Source organism: Streptomyces sp. NPDC002324 (genome assembly GCF_053593335.1).
In genome coordinates this window covers 47,471-67,312 of record NZ_JBSFCF010000011.1, presented here as the reverse complement: position 1 = coordinate 67,312, position 19,842 = coordinate 47,471, and the positions used below count along the sequence as shown (strand labels likewise).

Sequence of the window (19,842 nt, the reverse complement as noted above, 5' to 3'; positions counted from 1 at the left end):
AGCGTAGTTACGCCCCGGCCGTCCGGAAGACACGTGTGCCCACCGTCACGGCGAGCCCCGCGAGACCGACGGCGATGAGGACGCCGTACAGCATGGCCGGGGTGGTGTAGGCGCCGACGTACGCGTCGCGCACGGCGTCCACCAGGTAGCGGAACGGGACCAGGTGGGAGAGGACGTCGAGCCAGCCGGGCGCCAGGGACATCGGCAGCATCAGGCCCGACAGCAGCATCGACGGCATGGTGAGGGCGTTCACCGCCGGGCCGAACTCGTGCTGGGAGCGCGCCTTCATGGCGAGCGCGTACGACAGCGAGGCGAGCGAGACCGTCAGCAGGGCCACGAAGGCGAAGCCGATCAGGACGCCCGCGAGTGGTGCGCGCAGGCCCATGAGCAGGGCCGCGAGGACGAGCAGGACCGCCTGGAACACGAAGACCGCCGCGTCGCGCAGCACCCGGCCCAGCAGCAGGGCGAGCCGGCTCGCCGGGGTGACCCGCATCCGCTCGATCACCCCCGTCTGCTTTTCGAGGATTACCATGAAGCCCGCGAACGAGGCTCCGAACAGGCTCAGTTGAAGCAGCAGGCCCGGCACCAGCACCTGCCAGGAACTGCCCCGCGAGCCGAGCGGGACGCCGGTGAGCAGGGGGCCGAAGAAGAGCAGATACAGCAGCGGCATCAGCACGCCGAACAGCATCGCGAAGCGGGAGCGCAGGGTCTGGCGGGCGTATCGCCCGAAGATCAGCGCGGTGTCGTGAAGAAGCATCGAAGTCCTCGGACCGGTTCTAGACGGCTACGGGGGTGGTGTCGGCGGGGGAGGGCCCGCGCCCGGTGATGGCCAGGAAGGCGTCCTGGAGCGTGGCGTCGGCCGAGCCGCCGTGCCGCAGTTTGAGCGCGCTCGGGGTGTCGTCCGCCACGACCCGCCCGTGGTCGACGACGACGATCCGGTCGGCGAGGGCGTCCGCCTCGTCGAGGTAGTGGGTCGTCAGGAAGACGGTGGTGCCGTGCTCGTCGCGCAGCCGGCGGACCAGCTCCCAGAGACCGGCGCGGCTGCCGGGGTCGAGTCCGGTCGTCGGCTCGTCCAGGAAGAGGACCCGGGGGCGGTGGGTGAGCGCCATCGCGATGTCGAGGCGGCGCCGCTGCCCGCCGGAGAGGGCGGCGCACTTGCGGTCGAGCAGTTCGGTCAGGTCCAGCTCGCGGGCCAGCTCCTCGGCGCGCTCCACGGCCCGGCTTCTCGGCAGGCGGTAGAGCCGTCCCTGGGTGACCAGCTCCTCCCGCACGGTGATCTGCGGGTCCACCCCGCCCGACTGGGCCACGTAGCCGCAGGCCCTGCGCACCCCTGCCGGGTCGGTCGCCAGGTCGTGGCCGGCGACCGTGGCCGCGCCGCCGGTCGGCGGGAGCAGGGTCGTGAGCATCCGCAGGAACGTCGTCTTTCCCGCGCCGTTCGGTCCGAGGAACCCGAGGATCTCGCCGGGCCGGACGGTGAGGTCGATTCCGCGCACTGCTTCCAGGGGACCGCGCTTCGTGCGGAAGGTGTGGGCCAGGCCGGCCGTACTGATGATGGGCATGACCCCAGAAAAACAGAGTCCCCCAAATTTTGCAATGGCCCCAAATTTTGGGAGACCCCATGGAAGCCCCGTCGGCCGGCGCGGCGACCTACGATGTGGCCATGGCAGAGGGGCTCAGGGAGCGCAAGAAGCGCGAGACGCGGCAGCGGATCTCGGACATCGCCACCGGGCTGTTCCTGGAGCACGGCTTCGTGACCGTCACCATCGCGGAGGTGGCCGAGGCGGCCGACGTCTCCGTGAACACGGTCTACAACTACTTCCCGGCGAAGGAGGACCTCTTCTTCGACCGCAGTGCGGGCATCGTCGAACGCCTCGCCCGCTGGGTGCGCGCCCGCGACCGGGGCGAGTCGGCCGTCGCCGCCGTCCTGCGCGAACTGCGCGCCGAGGTCGAGGCGGTCTCGCCGCGCGTGGGCCTGATGGAGGGCTACGACCGCTTCATGCGGGCCATCCACGAGGCGCCCGCCCTGCGGTCCCGGCTGTGGAGCATCCAGCAGGAGGTCCAGGACAACCTGGAGGCGGCCCTGCGGGAGGAGACCGGCGCGGCCCCCGGCGACTCGACGCCCACCCTGATCGCGGGTCAGATCAACTGGGTCCACCAGACGGTGATGGCCGTCATCGGACGTGAGATGCTCGCCGGGCGCAATCCGGGCGAAGTATCCCGAGAGGTACTTCTTCTCCTGGACGGGATGGAGGGCCTGTTGAGCGAGAAGGTGCTCAACTACGCCGTACGACCCTCCGAGTGAGTGCTGCCGGTGTGACGTCCGCCCCTTGAGACGTGACTCGCGTTACTAAGCGGTCACACGACCCCTCACGAGCGCTAGTGTCCGCCGGAGAGGTAACCCATCGACAGCGCGTACCAGGGGAGTCGCACAGTGGCACGGAAGCTCGCCGTCATCGGAGCCGGGCTCATGGGGTCCGGCATCGCCCAGGTGTCCGCGCAGGCGGGCTGGGACGTCGTCCTGCGCGACGTCACCGACGAGGCGCTGAACCGTGGCATCGGCGGCATCACGGCGTCGTACGACAAGTTCGTGAGCAAGGGCAAGTTGGCCGCCGAGGACGCCGAGGCGGCGCTGGGCCGGATCACCGCCACCACGGACCTCGACGCGGCGGCCGACGCGGACATCGTCGTCGAGGCGGTCTTCGAGAAGCTGGAGGTGAAGCACGAGATCTTCCGGGCGCTCGACAAGGTCGTCCGCGAGGACACCGTGCTCGCCTCCAACACCTCCGCGATCCCGATCACCAAGATCGCGGCGGCCACCGAGCGCCCCGAGCGCGTCGTCGGCGTCCACTTCTTCTCGCCGGTGCCGATGATGCAGCTGTGCGAACTGGTGCGCGGCTACAAGACGAGCGACGAGACGCTCGCCACCGCGCGGGAGTTCGCCGAGTCGGTCGGCAAGACCTGCATCGTCGTCAACCGTGACGTCGCGGGCTTCGTGACGACCCGTCTCATCTCCGCCCTCGTCGTGGAGGCCGCGAAGCTGTACGAGTCGGGCGTCGCCACCGCCGAGGACATCGACCTCGCCTGCAAGCTGGGCTTCGGCCACGCGATGGGGCCGCTGGCCACCGCCGACCTGACGGGCGTCGACATCCTGCTGCACGCCACGAGCAACATCTACACCGAGTCCCAGGACGAGAAGTTCGCCCCTCCGGAGCTGATGCGCCGGATGGTGGACGCCGGTGACATCGGACGCAAGAGCGGGCAGGGCTTCTACACCTACTGACGCCGATCCACGCGTCACGGGCGGCTCTTCCCACGCATGTGAACGCATGAGCCTCTCCGGCCTCACCCCTTGAGGTGAATTCGGTATCGGTTCGCTCACAGACGGCAACCTGACGGTGTCAAACGCCGTCAGACGTTGCATCACCCACATCACGGAGTACGAGACGCACTCACGGGGAGCGCTTATGTACATCAGGGGCGACCACGCCGAGCTGGTCGTCGGGGGCCGCCTCGACGTACGCAGCGCGGCGGACGCCCGTACGGTCCTGCACTCGGCCGTCGACGACGGAGCCGGCGACCTGGTGCTCGACCTGTCAGAGCTGGACTCCTGGGACGCCACCGGACTCGGGGTGATCATGGGAGCCCACCGGCGGGCGGGACGGTGCGGACGGCGGCTGGTGCTGCGCGACGTGCCACCGCAGATGCAGCGGCTGCTCGTGGCCACCCGGCTGCACCGCATCCTGGCGATCGAGGGCGGTATCGGTCTGGAGTCGTTGCCCAGAGTCTGAACGCGTGTGCGGATCTCTACGTATGCCTCGGTGTGTGCGGGACACCCGGTCGGCATGACCCACCGGTCGGTACGGCCCTTCGGTCGGTATGACCCCTTCCGTCGTCATGGACCCCGAGGGCTGTGGAGACCAGGGGCCATGGGGGCCATGAGGACCATGAGGGCGAAACGCACCACACGCGCAATCCTCACGAGACCGTGATGTCTCGGACGGCGCGGGACCCCGGACTGTCGGAGATACTGTGCAAAGGTTTAGGGTTCGGCTGCCCGCTGCCAGCTACCCTCGCGCGGGTTCCGGACCAGAAGCGACAGCGCGGTGTGCGGCAAGGCCGGGAGGGGCTCCAGCACACGAGACGCTTTTGGGGGGCTTGAACCGATGGACCCGAACAACCGGGGACCCGAAGAGTACGGCCACGACGACGGACAGGCGCAGAGCAAGCGTCCACCACGGGACGCGCTGACGCAGGACTTCGACCGGCACGCTCCGGCACTCGCCCGCACCGTCCAGCTCGTCTCGGGCGACTTCCTGCTCACCGTCAACCCCGTCGACGGCAGCGAGATAGAGACCTGCCCACCGGCTGAACTGCCTGGTCGGCCCGTGAAGCACACGCCGGACGACCGCGCCGCACTCGACCGCGCCGCCCGTCCGCCGGTGCCCCCGGGCCCCTCGCTGCCCCGGCTCCCCCTGCTCCAGCGCGACGAGGAGAGAGACCGGCTCGTACGGCTCCTCGCCCGCGGCCGCTCCGTCCGCCTGACCGGATCCCCCGGCTCCGGTCGCACCACCCTCCTCGACACGGTCGCCGAGGACTGCGCGGACCTGGCCCCCGACGGCGTCGTCCGGCTGAGCGGTTTCCGGCGCACGGTCGACGACCTGCTGTACGAACTGTTCGCAGCCGTGTACAGCACATCCCTGTTCCGGCCCGCCCGGCAGCAGATCATCGACATCGTGCGGGACATCGGCGCGGTCGTCGTCCTGGACGACCTGGAGTTCGGCGGCATCGCGCTCGACGAGCTGCTCGACGCGACCCCCGAGTGCGCCTTCCTCATCGCCGCCACCCCCGACATCCCCCTGCCGTCCCCCGACGCGCCCCTGGAGGAGATCGTCCTCGGCGGTCTCGACCGGGCCGGCAGCGAGCAGCTCCTGGAGCGCGCCGTCGGGCGGGCGCTCACCGACGACGAGTCGAACTGGGCCGGCGACCTCTGGTTCGAGTCCGAGGGACTGCCGCTGCGCTTCACCCAGGCCGGGGCGCTGCTCAGGCAGCGGGACCGGCAGCGGGCCGGCGAGGACGCCGTCGACGAGTTCGGGGTCTTCCAGGACGCGCCGCCCGTCGACGCCCCCTACGAAGCCGCGGGCGAGCACGACGTCCCCCTGCCGTCGCTCGCCGAGGGAGCCGCGCCCGCCGCACTGCTCGCCTCCCGGCTGGGCGCCTCGGCCCGCGAGACCCTCAGGTTCGCGGTCGCCCTCGGCGGGGAGATCCCGCACCAGGCGCACCTGCCCGCGCTCGTGGGCGACACCCACGCCGACGCGGCCCTCGGCGAGCTGGTCGGCTGCGCCCTGGTGACACCTGTCGGTACCCGCTATCGGCTCGCCGCCGGGGTGCGCACCCAGCTGGAGGCCGCCGGGTACGCCGAGGACGCCGAGACACGCGCCGGCGCCGCCGCCCAGCACTACGCCTGGTGGGCCGGGCACCCCTCGGTCACCCCCGAGCGGGTCTCGGCCGAGGCGGACGCCGTACTGGCCGCCCTCACCGCGCTCGTCCCGGGCACGACCCCGCCCGGCGAGGGCGACGAGAGCGCCGCCCTGGTGCTGGCCCGGCAGGCCGCGCCCGCGTTCGCGGCGGGGCAGCGCTGGAGCGCCTGGGAGCGGGCGCTGCGGGCCGGCGCCGAAGCGGCGGCCCTCGCCGACGAGACCGGCGAACAGGCCTACTTCCATCACGAGCTGGGTGTCCTCGCGCTCTGCTGCGGGCAGCTGGAGCGCGCCCGGGCCGAGCTGGAGGCCTCCATCGGGCTGCGCAACGTCCTCGCGGACAAGCGCGGCACCGTCGCAGGCCGCCGGGCACTCGCCCTGGTCGCCGACCGCTCCGGGGCGACCCCGCCCGGCGGGCGTACGGCGGCGGGGGAGGAGGTGCCGGGAGCCCGGCACGAGGAGTCGGCCTCACCGCCCGGGGGCGTGCCGTCCGCCTACGGGCCGACGGGCTTCGGCGTGGTCGGCGCGGGGGCGACGGGGGCGGCAGCGGCGATCGGCGGCGGTGGACCGTCGTCGAACGCCCCGGCCCACGACAGCACGCTCGTCACGCACCGGTCCGGCGGCGCCTCGCCCGCGCTCAGGTTCGACGGCTTCAGGAGCCTCGTGGGCGGCGCCCGGCGCAACCTGGTCGCCACGGGCGCGGGGGCCCTGCTCGCCGCCGTCCTGGGCACCGTGGTGATTCTCGGCGCGACCTCCGACCGGGGCGGCGACACCCCGGCGGAGAGGGTCGGCGTCAACCCCTCCGCCAGCGCGGGCGTCGACGACGGCGGGCTCGTCGCGGACCGCCCCAAGACGGGCGAGGACGGGGACGCCCCGGGTGCCGTGCCCGAGCCGACCGATCCGGGCCCCGACGGCGCGTACGGCACGTCGGACGACCCGACGCCCACGGACAGCGCGGACCCGTCGGACGACCCGAGCGATACGGAGGGGCCGACGGGCAAGCCGACGCCGTCCCCGACGAAGTCGTCGCCGAAGCCGACGCCGTCGGAGTCCGAGGACGAGTCCGGCTCGCCCACGCCGACCCCGACACCCACCCCGACCCCGACTCCCACGCCCACCCCGACGCCGACCGGTGGCGGGAGCCAGGATCCGCCGCCGCCGGACGACACCAACAGCGCCAGCGCGCCGACCTCCGGGCGGGCCGTCGAGTCCACCGGCGCCGCGGGCACCCCGGTGACCACCACCGACTCACGGGCCGGGACGCCCGCCTGAGCTTCCGTGCCGTCCGTTCGACGGCTCGTTCACGGCCTCGTCCGACGCGGGAGGGCCGGGTCCGTCCACCGGACCCGGCCCTCCCGCGTGTTCCTCGAAGACGCTCAGAACAGCCGCAGCTTGTCGTCCTCGATGCCGCGCAGGGCGTCGTAGTCGAGGACCGCGCAGCCGATGCCGCGGTCGGTGGCGAGGACGCGGGCCTGGGGCTTGATCTCCTGGGCGGCGAAGATGCCGCGGACCGGCGCGAGATGCGGGTCGCGGTTCAACAGTTCCAGGTAGCGGGTGAGTTGCTCCACCCCGTCGATCTCGCCGCGCCGCTTGATCTCGACTGCCACGGTCGCGCCGTCGGCGTCCCGGCACAGGATGTCGACGGGGCCGATGGCCGTCATGTACTCGCGGCGGATGAGCGTGTAGCCCTCGCCGAGGGTGTCGATGCGGTCGGCGAGGAGTTCCTGGAGGTGCGCCTCGACGCCGTCCTTGATCAGGCCCGGGTCGACGCCCAGTTCGTGCGAGGAGTCGTGGAGGACCTCCTCCATCGTGATGATGAGCTTCTCGCCCGCCTTGTTGACGACGGTCCAGACGCCCTGTTCGTCCCCCGACCCCTCCTTCAGCGTGCAGGGCGGCGACATCCAGTTGAGGGGCTTGTAGGCCCGGTCGTCCGCGTGGATCGACACGCTGCCGTCCGCCTTCACGAGGATCAGACGGGGGGCCGAGGGGAGATGGGCGGTGAGCCGGCCCGCGTAGTCGACGGAGCAGCGGGCAATGACGAGACGCATGGTCGGCAACGCTACTCGACGCCGACGGGTGCGCGCGATTCGACCGTCGTGAGGGCTCGGCCCGAGGTCACCCCGCCGTCGGCGCGTCCGGCACCGGCCCGTTCGACTGCCAGGCCGATCCCGTGCGGTCGCTGTCGCCCTCCGTCACGTTCGTCAGCCCCCTCACGTGGGCTTCCGTCGTCCTCCGGCATGTGCCTCTGTCAACTCCTGTTCGGCATTGGCTGATTGTGTGCGTCTCGCGCCGTGTCGGTGCGCGCAATCTCCTGGTGCGGCCCCGTTCGGTTCCTTACCGTAGAAACTGGAGGTCGCGAACCATGCACTCTGCGTGTTCGGCGTGCGCCCTCCGCCCTTGTCCGTCAACCCCCGTTGTTGTGGGGGTGCGAGAGGAGAACCCATGTCGCTCGACGTCTCACCGGCCCTACTCGAACAGGCCGAGCGAGGCGAGGTCGACGAAGCCGCCTTCGTCGACTGCGTCCGGACCTCCCTGCCCTACGCGTGGGAGATGATCAGCTCTCTGGTGGCCCAGCTGAAGGTCGACGGCGGAGAGTTCGCCGACAACCAGACGCCCCCGCCGGACGAGCAGGCACGCGGACAACTGCTGCGCGCGCTCGCCAGCGACGCGATTCGCGGCGCGCTGCAGCGGCACTTCGGTGTACGGCTGGCCTTCCAGAACTGCCACCGTGTGGCGGTGTTCCCTCTGGACCCGTCCGTGGACGACAGGCTGGCCCGCTTCACCTCGATCCGCGGCCAACTCCTCAACCAGTCCCCGGAACTCAGGGACTGCTGAGGTCGTGACGCAGCACGGCTTGCCGCTCCAACCGCGGGAGGTGCATCAGTGACCGGGGCGGCAAGCTCCCCGTAGTGGCTCAGCCGAGGTGAGGCAGCACCTCGGCACCGAGTCGTCGTACGTTCTCCTCCGTCGCCGCCAGATCGCCGGAGCCCTCGACGAGCAGGGCGAAGCGGGAGATGCCCGTCCGCTCGCTGGTGGCCGCGAGGCGGTCGGCGCACAGCCGGGGGGTCCCCACCGGGTGCAGCCCGCAGAGCAGTTCGGTGTACGCCAACGGGTCCCGCATGGCGCGGGCGCGGCCGTCGACGGTCACATGGGCGTCGAGGCCCTGCTTCAGCCAGCCCGGCATCGCCTTGGTGAGCGCCTCCACGGCGTCGGTGCGCCGGTCCGCGATCTGGCAGACGCCGGCCGAGACATGGGCCGCGCCGGAGATCTCCTCCGGTGAACGGCCCGCCGCCCGGGCGTGCTTGCGCCACAGGGCGACCATCTCGGACTTCTCCTCGTCCCCGACGTGCATCCCGAGGAGCATGGACAGCCCCCGCTCGGCGGCCAGCCGTACGCTCGTCGGCGAGGTGCAGGCGACGACGACCTCCGGGCCGGGCGTCTCGTCCAGGTCCTCGGCGGGCCTCGGGACGACCGGGACCTCGCGGAAGCTGAATCGTTCCCCCGACGCCGACACCGACGGCTCGCGCAGCCAGCGCATGAGCAGATCGAGTGACTCCGGGAACCCCTTCTCGTAGGCCGCCAGTCCGGCGCCGAACACCTCCAGGTCGACCCACGGACCGCCGCGCCCGACGCCCAGGGAGAAGCGTCCGCCGGACGTCACATGCAGCAGGGCGGCCTGCTCGCCGAGGGCCACGGGATGGACGGTGGGCAGCACGCTGACCGCCGTGCCGACCCGGATGCGCCGGGTGCGGCCCAGCAGCAGCGCGGCGAGGGTGATCGCCGACGGGCAGGTGCCGTACGGCACGAAGTGGTGCTCGGCCAGCCAGACCGCGTCCAGCCCGGCCTCCTCGGCCACCTCCGCGGTCCGCACCGCCCGGTGGAGCGCCTCCCCCTGGCCCTGGCCGGGGAACTGGGCGCCCAGTACAAATGTTCCTACGTGCATCGCTCTTCCTGCTTCCTCGGCTCCGAATCGGGAGCTCCCCCACCGGCATAACCGTGTGACACGTGCCGAAGTCACGGCCTGGCGGCGAGATTTGCCGATTGTCTGCAGAATGGGCCGAGCGGAGGGCGATCTGGGGGGTTTGGTGACGTACGCGTACCCCTGCCGGGCCCGCGTAGGCTGGACACCAATCCTGCTCCCTGTATAGCCCCGTGAGGTGTCCCGTGTCCCCGCGTCGCAACCGCCCCAAGGACCAGGGTTCGTCGGGTCCGTCGGGTCCGTCAGGCCGCAGCGCGGAGGACGACCGGTCGGACCGCTACGGCGGCTGGCAGACCAGCGAGCCCTGGCGGGGCGAGGAGTGGAGCGTGCGTCATGTGGCGGGCGCGAGCGCGGCGGGCAAGACCTACCGCTGCCCAGGCTGCGACCAGATGATCCCCTCCGGGGTGCCGCACGTCGTCGCCTGGCCCGAGCACTCGGGCGTCGACGAGCGTCGGCACTGGCACAAGGCGTGCTGGAACGCGAAGGACCGCCGCACCTCGCGGGTGCAGCGGTCCCGTAACGCGCCGAGGTTCTGACACCCCTCGGTCCCCGGTCACACGTCCCGCTGCTCCAGCAGCGCGTAGGCGCCGACGAACGCCGCCCCCGTCAGCGCGAGCATGATCCACAGGGGCTCCCAGCCGGACGGACCGGACTGGCTGAGCTCCGCGCCGTAGAAGACGCTCAGCTGGCTCGGGATCGAGTACTCCAGCAGGAACTCCTGGACCTCCTTCAGCGACTCCGAGAACATGAAGATGGCGATGACCAGCGGGGCGAGGAAGACGCCGAGCATGAGGGTGATCGCGCCCGCGGAGTGCCGGATCAGCGAGCCCATCAGCAGCGCCAGCAGCCCGAACAGCGCGAGGAACAGGCTCACGCCGACGGTGGCCTTGAACCACTCCTGGCCGTCGGGGTTCGTCGCGCCGTTGCCCTCCAGGATCGCCACCTGGGCGAAACCGACGAACGCGGTGGTGACCAGAGTGACCGTGAACGTGAGCGCGAAGAACACGATCGCCTTCGCGGCCAGGACCCGGCCGCGGTTCGGGCACGCGGTCATCGTGGTCCGGATCATGCCCGTGCCGTACTCGGAGGCGGTGGTCAGCACTCCGAGCGTGAGGATGCAGACGCTGCCGATCATCAGTCCGAACAGACCGAGGCCCAGCGGGGACTCGCCCTCCAGGTTCATGTCCGTGGAGGAGGCGATCAGGGCGAAGAGCAGACCCAGGCCGATGACCAGGACGACGAAGACGCCGAGCGTCCAGATCGTCGAGCGGACCGACTTGATCTTCGTCCACTCGGAGGAGATCGCGTGCCCGAGGTGGGTACGCACCACCGGGATCGGCGAGGTGTACGACGTGCCCGGCGCGCCCTGCCACTGGGGGGCGGGCGGCGCTTGTGTGAGGGGCGGCTGGGGCGTGCTCATCGGGCGTCCTCGGACTTCGTCAGGTCGGCGGCGGGCGCGGCGGAGGCGGCCGGTGCCGGGGCCGGCGCGGCGGCGGGCTGCGCGGGGGCCTGGGGCGCGGCCTGGGCGTACGGGTTGGGCGGGGACTGGCCGGGGGCCGGAGCCGGGGCGCCGGGCGCCGGAGCCCCGTAGGGACCGGCAGGCGGCATGCCCTGCTGCCCGGGCGCCACGGGCTGGCCCTGCGGCGCGTACGGCTGGCCGTTCTGGGGCGCCGGCGGGACGTACCAGCCCGGCTGGCCCTGCCCGGGCACCGGCATCGGCGGCTGCGCGCCGGGCGGCAGGGGCTGCTGGAGGCCGGCCTTCTGGTCGGTCGTCGAGCGGTAGTCGACGGCGCCCTGCGTCATCCGCATGTACGCCTCCTCCAGCGACGCCTGGTGCGGCGACAGCTCCCACAGGCGTACGTCGGCGCCGTGCGCGAGATCGCTGATGCGGGGGAGCGGCAGACCCATGACCCGCAGCGCCCCGTCCTGCTCGGGCAGCACCTGGCCGCCCGCCTCGGTCAGCGCGGACGTCAGCTTCTCGCGCTGCTGCGGCTCGGCGTCCGGCGTCCGGACCCGCGCGAAGTCGGCGGAGTTGGCCGAGATGAAGTCCTTGATGCTCATGTCGGAGAGCAGTTGTCCGCGCCCGATCACGATGAGATGGTCGGCGGTCAGCGCCATCTCGCTCATGAGGTGCGAGGAGACGAAGACCGTACGGCCCTCGGCGGCCAGCGCCTTCATCAGGTTGCGGACCCAGAGGATGCCCTCGGGGTCGAGGCCGTTGACCGGCTCGTCGAAGAGGAGCACCTGCGGGTCGCCGAGCAGGGCGGCGGCGATGCCGAGCCGCTGGCCCATGCCGAGGGAGAAGCCCTTGGAACGCTTCTTGGCCACGTCCTGGAGGCCGACGACACCGAGCACCTCGTCCACCCGGCGGGCCGGGATGCCGGACAGCTGGGCCAGGGACAGCAGGTGGTTCCGGGCGTGCCGGCCGCCGTGCACCGCCTTGGCGTCGAGGAGGGCGCCGACCTGTCGGGCCGCGTTCGGCAGTTTGCGGTACGGATAGCCGCCGATCGTCACCTGCCCGGAGGTGGGGTTGTCCAGGCCCAGGATCATGCGCATCGTCGTCGACTTGCCGGAGCCGTTGGGCCCCAGGAAACCGGTGACGGCCCCCGGCCGCACCTGGAAGGAAAGGTTGTACACGGCCGTCTTGGCGCCGTAGCGCTTCGTCAGGCCGACTGCCTCGATCATGCTATGCACCCATCGAACGGTTCAGGACGTCCGAGGACGTCGGGGCGCACGCCCCCGTATGGATGAGGAGCTTATCGGGGCGTTGACGGTTCCGCCCAAGAGGGAGTAAAACCTCGCAGGTCACCGCGGCAGCGACTTGGCATGTACGTAACCGCTGGCCAGGCCGCTTGTCAGGCCGCTGGTCACAGGGGGACGGCCGGTGCGCGACGCTCACGCGTCCCGTCGCCTCAGCATCAGATACCCGCCGAGCAGGGCCGCGGCCACCCACAGCGCCATGATGGCGAGACCGCCCCACGGGCCGTACGGCGTGTCGTCGTCCAGGGGTGTGACGACCTGCATGATCTTGCTGCCGGCCTGGTCGGGCAGGTACCGGCCGACCTTCTCGGTGGCGCCGACGTTGCCGAGGATGTTGGAGATCAGGAAGAAGAACGGCATCAGGATGCCGAGCGACAGCATCGGGCTGCGCAGCATCGCCGCGACGCCCATGGAGAACATGGCGATGAGGGTCATGTAGAGCCCGCCGCCGAAGACCGCGCGCAGGACGCCCGGATCACCGATCTCGGCACGGTGCGAACCGAGCATCGCCTGCCCCAGGAAGAAGGTCACGAAGCTGGTCACGAGCCCCACCGCGAAGGCGAGGGCGGTGGCCACCGCGATCTTGCCGAAGAGGAAGGTGCCGCGCTGCGGGACGGCGGCCAGTGAGGTCCGGATCATGCCGGTGCTGTACTCGTTCGACACGACCAGCACCCCGAACACGATCATCGCCAGCTGTCCGAGGGTCATCCCCGCGAAGCTGATGAACGTCGGGTCGAACGACAGCCTGTCCCGGCGGCTCAGATGGTCGAACTCGTTCTTCGACAGCAGCGAGATCAGCACGCCGAGGGCGATCGTGACGACCCCGGCCAGTGACAGCGTCCACACCGTGGACGCCACCGACCGGATCTTGGTCCACTCCGAGCGGACCACCTGGGTGGCGGCCATGGTCAGCCCTCCCGCTTCCAGGTACCGCCCCAGTCGGCGACGGGGGCCGGGCTCCGCGCCGGGGTGCCGTCGTGCGCGTGATACTCCACCGACTCGGCCGTCAGCTGCATGAACGCCTCCTCCAGCGAGGCCTGTTGGGGGCTCAGCTCGTGCAGCACGATCTGGTGCTGGGCGGCCAGCTCGCCGATCGCCTCCGGTTTCCCGCCGTCCACCTCCAGCGCCCCGCTGCCCGTCTCCACGACCATCAGGCCGACCGCGTGCAGCACGTCGAGCAGCCGCTCTCGCTGAGGTGTGCGAACGCGTACGTACGAGCGTGAGTTCTGCCGGATGAACTCCGCCATCGAGGTGTCGGCGAGCAGCCGGCCCTGCCCGATGACGACGAGGTGGTCGGCGGTCAGCGCCATCTCGCTCATCAGGTGCGACGACACGAAGACGGTCCGGCCCTGTGCCGCGAGGGACTTCATCAGGTTCCGGATCCAGTGGATGCCCTCGGGGTCGAGGCCGTTGACCGGTTCGTCGAACATCAGGATGCGGGGGTCGCCGAGCAGCGCGCCGGCGATCCCGAGCCGCTGCCCCATCCCGAGGGAGAACCCCTTGGCCTTCTGCCGCGCGACCGTGGTGAGCCCGACCGTGTCCAGCACCTCGTGCACCCGTGCCCGGGGGATCCCGTTGCTCTGGGCGAGACAGAGCAGGTGGTTGAAGGCGCTGCGGCCCCCGTGCACAGCCTTGGCGTCCAGCAGCGCGCCGATGCGGGTGAGCGGGTCCCGCAGGCCGGCGTAGTGCGTGCCGTCGATCCGTACGTCCCCCGCGGTGGGCCGGTCGAGCCCCAGGATCATCCGCATCGTCGTCGACTTCCCGGCCCCGTTCGGCCCGAGGAACCCGGTCACGATCCCGGGCCGCACGGCGAAGGTCAGATTGTTCACCGCCACCTTCTCGCCGTACCGCTTGGTCAGCCCGCCGATCTCGATCATGCGGCCACGCTAGGACGGCCCCCGAAGGCCTGCCACCGGAACACCTGCCGGCCACCGCCCGGCCCCCAGGGGCTGCAAGGCCCACCGACTCTGCCGCCCCGCCCCCAGGGGCGCGAGGAACTGCGCGCCCAGCCACACCAGGCCGTCAGCCGCGACACGCCAGAAGCCCCCGAGCCGGTGGGCGCAGCGACGTCCCCGTTCACCGAAAACCCGGCCCCAGCCTCCCCCCAGGGGCGCGAGGAACTGCGCGCTCAGCCACCCACATCAGTCACCCGCGACACGCCAGAAGCCCCCGAGCCGGTGGGCGCAGCGACGGCCCCGTTCACCGAAAACCCGGCCCCGGCCTCCCCCCCAGGGGCGCGAGGAACTGCGCGCTCAGCCACCCACATCGGTCACCCGCGACCCAACAGAAGCCCCCGAGCGCATAGGCGCAGCCCTACGCGCCGGGAGGCAGAGGTGCAGGTCTCCGCCGCCGGGACACCAAGAACCCGCGCCGCCCCCGGAGGGGAGACGCGGGTCCGTTGCCTCGTCCGGCCGCTGCCGACAGGCGAAGGTGTTACCGGGACTGCTGCGCCGGCACCCCACGCGAGATCGGCTCGTCGTCGGTGACCGGCGTGCCGGCCGCGGCGACGGCCGCACCCGTGAGGGTCGCCAGCATCTCGCGCACGTTCGTCAGCTGGGCGTTGATCGAGTCGCGGCGGTTGGTGAGCGCCGCCAGCTCGCGCTCGGATTCCGAACGGATCCGGTCGGCCTTGGCGTTCGCGTCCGCGACGATGTCCTCGGCCTGACGCTGCGCGGTCTCCACCGTCTGGCGGGCACGGCGCTCGGCGTCGGTGCGCAGCTTCTCGGCCTCCAGGCGGAGCTGCTCCGCACGGTGCTCGATCTCGGCGAGACGCTTCTCCGCCTTCTGCTGCCGCGACGCCAGGTCCCGCTCGGACTGCTCGCGGCGCTTGGCGAGGTTCGTCTCGAAGTCGGCGGCGGCCTGCGCGGCCTTGGCGCGGGTCTCCTCGAAGAGGGCGTCCGCCTCCTCGCGCTTGGACTGAGCGTCCTTCTGCGCCTCGGCACGCAGCTGCGAAGCGTCGCTCTTGGCCTTCTCGACGATCCGGACGCCCTCGTCCTCGGCCTTGGCCTTGCGCTCCGCGGAGAAGGACTCCGCGTCGTTGCGCACCTGCTGGGCCGCCGACTCGGCGAGCTCGCGGTGCTGCTCGGCGGCGCGGCGGGCCTCCTCGCGCAGGTCCTTCGCCTCCTCCTCGGCGAGGCGGAGGATCTTCTCGACGCGCGCGCCGAGACCGGCGTAGGACGGCTCGGCGTCGGTCACCGCGGCCTGGGCGTTCTGCGTCTCGAGGTGGAGCTCCTCGATGCGCTTCTCCAGAGCGGTGATGCGGGCGAGAGCGGAGTCACGGTCGGAGACGAGCTTGGAGATACGTTCGTCCACCTGAGCGCGGTCGTATCCACGCCGCACAAGCTCGAAGCCGTAGGGGGAAGTGTCGCTCATGGGGTTCCTGTCGAATGAGACCGGTGAGGTGATAGGTGGAATCCTAGGGGGCGAAGCGGCGTGTCATCGAGCAGATGCACGTTTGATCTGGAGAATGACGCCCCTTTTGGGTGGCCGACCATCGGAATACTTGCCAGAAACTTTGCATAACCGCCTTGGCAAGCACAGAACGGGCACGAATAGGTGTCCGTAGCGCCGAGGCGGGGCGGGAACATACCCGCAACGCCCCGGTACCGCTAGCCGTCTGACGACTTGCCACCCGAACGGGTCGCACCCGCCGTGGCACCCGTCTTGACTCCACCGTCCTTGCCGCCCGACGGGGCCTCAAAAGACTCCAACGCCACCAGGACGTCCTGGACACGGGAGATCTCCGCATTGATGTCCTCGCGGCGCCGGACCAGCACCTCCAGCTCGCGCTTGCCCTCCTCGACCGTGCGGCGCGCCTCGCGGATCGCCTCGGCCTTCAGCTCCTCGGCCTCGCGGATGAGCGTGGACTTCTTCTGCTCGGCCTCCTTCAGGAGACCCTCGGCCTTCTTCACCGCGGCGATACGGACCTTCCCCGCCTCGGAGTTGGCCTCGGAAACGATCTCCTTGGCCTTCGACGTCGCCTTCTCCAACTGCTCCTCGGCCGCTTTGATGAGCGCGTCACAGCGGTCGCCGGTCGATTTCATCGTCTCGGCGGCCTCGCGGCGGGCCCGCGTGTGCAGCGCCTCGATCTCGGTGGTGATGCGGTCCCGCAGCTCCTCGGCCCGCTCCCTTATGGCGGTCGCGTCCCGGCGCGCCCCGACCAGCAGCTCGTCGGCGTCCGTGCGGGCCTTCTCCACCGTGGAGTTGCCCTCGACGGTCGCCTCGGCGACCAGCCGGTCGGCCTCCTTGCGGGCCGCGCCGACCATGGAGTCGGCCTGCCCCTCGGCGTCCGCGGTGGTCTTCAGGGCCTGCGACTGCGCCTCGGCGAGCAGCTTGTCGGCCTCGGCCGCCGTCTCGGTGATGAGCGTGTCGACCTGCTCGGCGGCCTCGGAGCGCCGCTTGTTGGCGTCCTTGCGGGCCGCGTCGAGCGTGTTGTCGGCCTCCTCGCGGGCGTGCGCCATGAGCCGGTCGGCCTCCGCCTCCGCCTCGGCCCGCGCCCGCTCGGCGTCGGCCCGTACCCGCTCGGCGTGCGCTTGCGCGGAGCCCACCGTCGCGGCGGCCTCGGCCCGCAGCCGCTCGGCCTCGTCGGTGGCCTCGCCGACCAGCCGGTCGGCCTTGGCCACGGACTCGGCCCGGACGCGCTCGGCCTCCTCGTTGGTCTCCCGCGTCAGCCGCTCCGCCTCGGCCGTGACCTCGGTGATGAGGGTGTCGGCCTGGGTGGCCGCGTCCGACCGCATGCGGTTGGCGTCGTCGCGGGCCTCCGCACGGGTGCGTGAGGCGTCCTGGTCGGCCCGCGCGATGGCGTCCGAGGCCTCCGTCCGGACCCGCTGGGCGTGCTCGGACGCCTCCGAACGGATGCGCTCCGCCTCGCTGATGGCCTCGCCGACCGTGCGCTCGGCGAGCGCCTTGGCGGCGTCCGTCTCGTCCCGGGCCTCCCGGCGGACCCGGCCCGCGTCCTCGGCGGCCCGCTCCCGCTCCGCGTAGGCGTCGGCGCGGACCCGGTCGGACTCCTCCTCGGCCTCCCGGCGCATACGGTCCGCCACGTGCTCGGCGGTGTTGCGCAGCCCGGCGATCTCCTCCTGGGCCTGCTCGTGCAGCCCGGCGACCGACTCCCGCACCTGCTGGGCGTGCTGCTCGGCCGCCGACACCATCTCGCCGGCGCGCCGCTCGGCCTCCTCGACGAGCCGTACGGCCTCGGTCTGGGCCTCCTCCACGCGGGTGCGCGCCGAGGCCAGCAGCTCCTCGCTCTGCTCGCGGGCCCGACGGCGCTCCTGGTCGGCCTCCTGCCGGGCCGCGCCGAGCAGCTCCTCGGCCTCGCGGCGGCGACGGGCGGCCTCCTCCTGCGCGGCGGCCAGGGTCTCCGAGGCCTCCGTGGCGAGCCGCTCGGCCGCGGCCTGCGCCTCCGCCCGTACCCGGTCGGCGGTGTCCTTCGCCTCGGACTTCAGCCGCTCCGCCTCGGCCGCGGCCTCGGAGCGCAGCCGTACGGCGACGGACTCGCCCTCGGCGCGGGACACGGACGCGTCGGCCGCTGCCTCGTCGCGCAGCCGCTCGGCCTCGGCCTCGGCCTGCGCCTGGAGCGTACGGATGCGCTCGGCGGCCTCGGAACGCAGCCGGTCGCTCTCCTCGCCCGCCTCGCGGCGGATCCGCTCGGCCTCGGCGCGGGCGTCGGCGAGCGCCTCCTCGGCGGAGGCCAGACGGCCCTCGGCCTCGGTGTGCAGCCGGGTCAGCTCCTCGGCGGCCTCGGCCTTGCGGGCCTCGACACCTCGCTCGGTCTCCTCGCGCAGCTCACGGGCGGCGCGCTCGGCCTCGGCCTTCAGCTCCTCGGTCTGCTCGGCGGCCTCGGCGCGGTAGCGCTCGGCCTCCTTGCGGGTGCGCTCCAGGGTCTCCTCGGCCTGGCGGCGCAGCGTGGACGCGCGTTCGATGGCCTCGGTGCGGACCTTCTCGCTGTCCGCGGTGGCCGTCTGCCGCAGTTCGTCGGCGTCCGTGCGGGCCTTGGCGAGCAGCTCCTCGGCGGTCTTGGCCGCCTCCTCGATCTGCTGGACGGCCTCGCGCCGGGCCTCGGAGCGGATCCGCTCGCCCTCGGCGACCGCGTCGGAGCGCAGCTGCTCGGCCTCGCCGCGCAGCCGGCGCGCCTCCTCCTGCAGCTCGACCGTCTTGGCGCGGTACTCCTCGGTGTCGTCCTTCGCCGTGCCCTTGAGCTGTTCGGCGAGGTCGTGGGCCTCGGCGCGCAGCCGGTCGGCCTCGGCCTCGGCCTCCGAACGGATGCGCTCGGCCTCCTCGACGGCGGCCTTGGTGGTGCTCCTGGCCTCCTCGGACGCCTTGTTCAGCACGTCCTCGGCGGTCTTGGCCGTCTTGGCGAGCTGAGAGGCGGACTCCTCCGCCGTGATCGAGCGGGCCTTCTCGGAGGCCTCGGCGACGATCTTCTCGGCCTGGGCCCTGGCGTCCGCGACGGCTTCCTCGGCGGCCGCCTTGGTGGCCTCGGCCTCCTTCGTGGCCTCCGTGACCAGCCGGGCGACCTGCTCCTTGGCCGTACGCGTGCGCTGCTCGTTGGTCGACTCGGCGCCGGCGACGGCCTTGGCCGCGCTCTCCTTCGCCTCCGTGACCAGCTTCTCGGCCTCGGCGCGAGCCTCGCGCAGGGCCGTCTCGGCCTCCGCCATGCGCTGCTCGGCGGTCCGGCTCAGCTCGGAGGCCTGGCGGCGGGCCGAGTCCGACTCGGTGGCGGTGGAGGTGCGCAGCTGCTCGGCGTGCTCGGTGGCCTCCTGGGCCTGGGTGGAGGCCGCGTTCAGCAGCCGCTCCGCCTCGGCACGGGCCCGGCGCAGGATCTGGTCGGCCTCGCCGCGGGCGGCCTCGGCATCGCCCTGGAGCCGCTGGCGGGCCTCGGTGGCGAGCCGCTCGGCCTCGGCGCGGGCGGCGGCCAGCGCCTGCTCGGCCTCCGCGCGGGACTCGTCGACGAGCCTGCGGGCCTGGGCCTCGCTGCGGGCGCGCAGCTGCTCGGCCCACGCCACGTTCTCGTTGACGTGCGACTCGACCGTCTGGCGGCGCTCGGAGAGCTCCTGGTCGAGCTGCTGGCGGCGGGTGACGGCCTCCTGGTGCAGCTCCGCCTGGAGCCGCGCGGCCTGCTCGGCGTGTTCCTGCAGGATCCGCTGGGTCTGCGCCCGCGCCTGGCTCAGCTCGCGCTCGGCGTCCGTGCGCAGCTGGTCGGCCTGCATCTGGGCCTGGCGGAGCATCTGCTCGGCCTGGTACCCGAGGTCGCCCCCGGTGTCGTAGGCGGGCCGGGACATGAGGGTGCGGCGCGCCTCGTGCAGCTTGGCGCGCAGCACCTCGACCTGGTAGCCGAGGTCCTCGGCGTGCTGGATCGCCTTTTCCCGCTCGGTCTTCAGCCGCTCCATCTCGGCCTCGAACCGAGAGAGGTGGTCGACGTCAGCCGCCGGCTCTCGCTCCTGGCGTTCGTAGCCCCGCACTGCGCGGTCCCATCCGTCCCCTGGTCGCAACCTCTGGCAAACGGGCTCCGTCCAACCGCCGAACGGTGCCCCCCGGGGAATGGTGTCAGATCAACGGCGGAGCACGGGCTGCCGCCCTCACCCTCGTCCCCCGAAACCTGGACCCCGGCCCTCGGACAGCCGCTGATGG

The 19,842-nt window shown here is 72.1% G+C and carries 16 protein-coding genes; 6 read left to right on the top strand and 10 right to left on the bottom strand.

Going from position 1 to position 19,842, the window contains the following annotated elements:
* Positions 1–7: 7 nt before the first annotated feature.
* A complete protein-coding gene (locus ACWCRJ_RS17045; RefSeq protein WP_450940015.1) occupies positions 8–757 on the bottom strand; it encodes an ABC transporter permease in 750 nt (249 codons plus the stop codon).
* A 19-nt stretch (positions 758–776) separates the two neighbouring features.
* Positions 777–1,559: an ABC transporter ATP-binding protein gene (locus tag ACWCRJ_RS17040; RefSeq protein WP_450940014.1), complete on the bottom strand. Its 783-nt coding sequence runs from the start codon at positions 1,557–1,559 to the stop codon at positions 777–779.
* 101 nt (positions 1,560–1,660) lie between these two features.
* Here ACWCRJ_RS17040 and ACWCRJ_RS17035 point away from each other — a divergent pair, with 101 nt between their 5' ends.
* From ACWCRJ_RS17035 to ACWCRJ_RS17020, 4 genes are all read left to right on the top strand, one after another.
* On the top strand, positions 1,661–2,302 hold the full coding sequence (locus ACWCRJ_RS17035; protein ID WP_450940013.1) for a TetR/AcrR family transcriptional regulator: 642 nt from the start codon (positions 1,661–1,663) through the stop codon (positions 2,300–2,302).
* 129 nt (positions 2,303–2,431) lie between these two features.
* On the top strand, positions 2,432–3,280 hold the full coding sequence (locus tag ACWCRJ_RS17030; protein WP_046917269.1) for a 3-hydroxyacyl-CoA dehydrogenase family protein: 849 nt from the start codon (positions 2,432–2,434) through the stop codon (positions 3,278–3,280).
* Positions 3,281–3,464: 184 nt separating this feature from the next.
* Positions 3,465–3,788: an STAS domain-containing protein gene (locus tag ACWCRJ_RS17025; RefSeq protein WP_033526497.1), complete on the top strand. Its 324-nt coding sequence runs from the start codon at positions 3,465–3,467 to the stop codon at positions 3,786–3,788.
* Positions 3,789–4,163: 375 nt separating this feature from the next.
* On the top strand, positions 4,164–6,746 hold the full coding sequence (locus tag ACWCRJ_RS17020) for an ATP-binding protein (RefSeq protein ID WP_450940012.1): 2,583 nt from the start codon (positions 4,164–4,166) through the stop codon (positions 6,744–6,746).
* 104 nt (positions 6,747–6,850) lie between these two features.
* On the opposite strand, the gene nucS is transcribed toward ACWCRJ_RS17020, so the two are convergent.
* Positions 6,851–7,522 (bottom strand): endonuclease NucS, encoded by a 672-nt coding sequence (gene nucS / locus ACWCRJ_RS17015; protein WP_046917293.1) that lies wholly within the window; start codon positions 7,520–7,522, stop codon positions 6,851–6,853.
* A gap of 394 nt (positions 7,523–7,916) precedes the next feature.
* On the opposite strand from nucS, the gene ACWCRJ_RS17010 reads away from it, so the two are divergent.
* The gene (locus ACWCRJ_RS17010; RefSeq protein ID WP_005480204.1) at positions 7,917–8,309 is read left to right on the top strand and encodes an SCO5389 family protein; all 393 of its coding nucleotides are present in this window, start codon (positions 7,917–7,919) and stop codon (positions 8,307–8,309) included.
* 79 nt (positions 8,310–8,388) lie between these two features.
* On the opposite strand, the gene ACWCRJ_RS17005 is transcribed toward ACWCRJ_RS17010, so the two are convergent.
* A complete protein-coding gene (locus ACWCRJ_RS17005) occupies positions 8,389–9,417 on the bottom strand; it encodes an LLM class flavin-dependent oxidoreductase (RefSeq protein ID WP_450940011.1) in 1,029 nt (342 codons plus the stop codon).
* Positions 9,418–9,638: 221 nt separating this feature from the next.
* On the opposite strand from ACWCRJ_RS17005, the gene ACWCRJ_RS17000 reads away from it, so the two are divergent.
* Positions 9,639–9,989, top strand: coding sequence for a hypothetical protein (locus ACWCRJ_RS17000; RefSeq protein ID WP_005480199.1), 351 nt, complete (start codon positions 9,639–9,641; stop codon positions 9,987–9,989).
* A gap of 17 nt (positions 9,990–10,006) precedes the next feature.
* Here ACWCRJ_RS17000 and ACWCRJ_RS16995 read toward each other — a convergent pair whose 3' ends face one another.
* From ACWCRJ_RS16995 to scy, 6 genes are all read right to left on the bottom strand, one after another.
* Positions 10,007–10,873, bottom strand: a complete 867-nt coding sequence (locus tag ACWCRJ_RS16995) for an ABC transporter permease subunit (RefSeq protein WP_450940010.1) — start codon at positions 10,871–10,873, stop codon at positions 10,007–10,009.
* Positions 10,870–12,138 carry an ABC transporter ATP-binding protein gene (locus ACWCRJ_RS16990; protein WP_450940009.1) on the bottom strand — a complete coding sequence of 423 codons (1,269 nt, stop codon included), beginning with the start codon at positions 12,136–12,138 and terminating at the stop codon, positions 10,870–10,872. The genes ACWCRJ_RS16995 and ACWCRJ_RS16990 overlap by 4 nt, the downstream gene beginning before the upstream one ends.
* 210 nt (positions 12,139–12,348) lie before the next feature.
* Positions 12,349–13,119 carry an ABC transporter permease gene (locus ACWCRJ_RS16985; RefSeq protein WP_450940008.1) on the bottom strand — a complete coding sequence of 257 codons (771 nt, stop codon included), beginning with the start codon at positions 13,117–13,119 and terminating at the stop codon, positions 12,349–12,351.
* A gap of 2 nt (positions 13,120–13,121) precedes the next feature.
* Entirely contained in the window at positions 13,122–14,090 is a 969-nt protein-coding gene (locus ACWCRJ_RS16980) for an ATP-binding cassette domain-containing protein (protein ID WP_450940007.1), read from the bottom strand.
* A 556-nt stretch (positions 14,091–14,646) separates the two neighbouring features.
* On the bottom strand, positions 14,647–15,585 hold the full coding sequence (locus ACWCRJ_RS16975; RefSeq protein WP_013000631.1) for a coiled-coil domain-containing protein: 939 nt from the start codon (positions 15,583–15,585) through the stop codon (positions 14,647–14,649).
* A gap of 236 nt (positions 15,586–15,821) precedes the next feature.
* Complete coding sequence (scy, locus tag ACWCRJ_RS16970; RefSeq protein ID WP_450940006.1) at positions 15,822–19,673, bottom strand: polarized growth protein Scy; 3,852 nt, start codon at positions 19,671–19,673, stop codon at positions 15,822–15,824.
* Positions 19,674–19,842 lie beyond the last annotated feature (169 nt).

Coding starts and splice junctions, on each gene's coding strand:
- ACWCRJ_RS17040 (WP_450940014.1), bottom strand. CDS start 1,559: ATGCCCATCATCAGTACGGCCGGCCTGGCCCACACCTTCCGCACGAAG.
- ACWCRJ_RS17020 (WP_450940012.1), top strand. CDS start 4,164: ATGGACCCGAACAACCGGGGACCCGAAGAGTACGGCCACGACGACGGA.
- ACWCRJ_RS16975 (WP_013000631.1), bottom strand. CDS start 15,585: ATGAGCGACACTTCCCCCTACGGCTTCGAGCTTGTGCGGCGTGGATAC.
- ACWCRJ_RS16995 (WP_450940010.1), bottom strand. CDS start 10,873: ATGAGCACGCCCCAGCCGCCCCTCACACAAGCGCCGCCCGCCCCCCAG.
- ACWCRJ_RS17005 (WP_450940011.1), bottom strand. CDS start 9,417: ATGCACGTAGGAACATTTGTACTGGGCGCCCAGTTCCCCGGCCAGGGC.
- ACWCRJ_RS16990 (WP_450940009.1), bottom strand. CDS start 12,138: ATGATCGAGGCAGTCGGCCTGACGAAGCGCTACGGCGCCAAGACGGCC.
- ACWCRJ_RS17045 (WP_450940015.1), bottom strand. CDS start 757: ATGCTTCTTCACGACACCGCGCTGATCTTCGGGCGATACGCCCGCCAG.
- nucS (WP_046917293.1), bottom strand. CDS start 7,522: ATGCGTCTCGTCATTGCCCGCTGCTCCGTCGACTACGCGGGCCGGCTC.
- ACWCRJ_RS16980 (WP_450940007.1), bottom strand. CDS start 14,090: ATGATCGAGATCGGCGGGCTGACCAAGCGGTACGGCGAGAAGGTGGCG.
- ACWCRJ_RS17010 (WP_005480204.1), top strand. CDS start 7,917: ATGTCGCTCGACGTCTCACCGGCCCTACTCGAACAGGCCGAGCGAGGC.
- ACWCRJ_RS17035 (WP_450940013.1), top strand. CDS start 1,661: ATGGCAGAGGGGCTCAGGGAGCGCAAGAAGCGCGAGACGCGGCAGCGG.
- ACWCRJ_RS16985 (WP_450940008.1), bottom strand. CDS start 13,119: ATGGCCGCCACCCAGGTGGTCCGCTCGGAGTGGACCAAGATCCGGTCG.
- ACWCRJ_RS17025 (WP_033526497.1), top strand. CDS start 3,465: ATGTACATCAGGGGCGACCACGCCGAGCTGGTCGTCGGGGGCCGCCTC.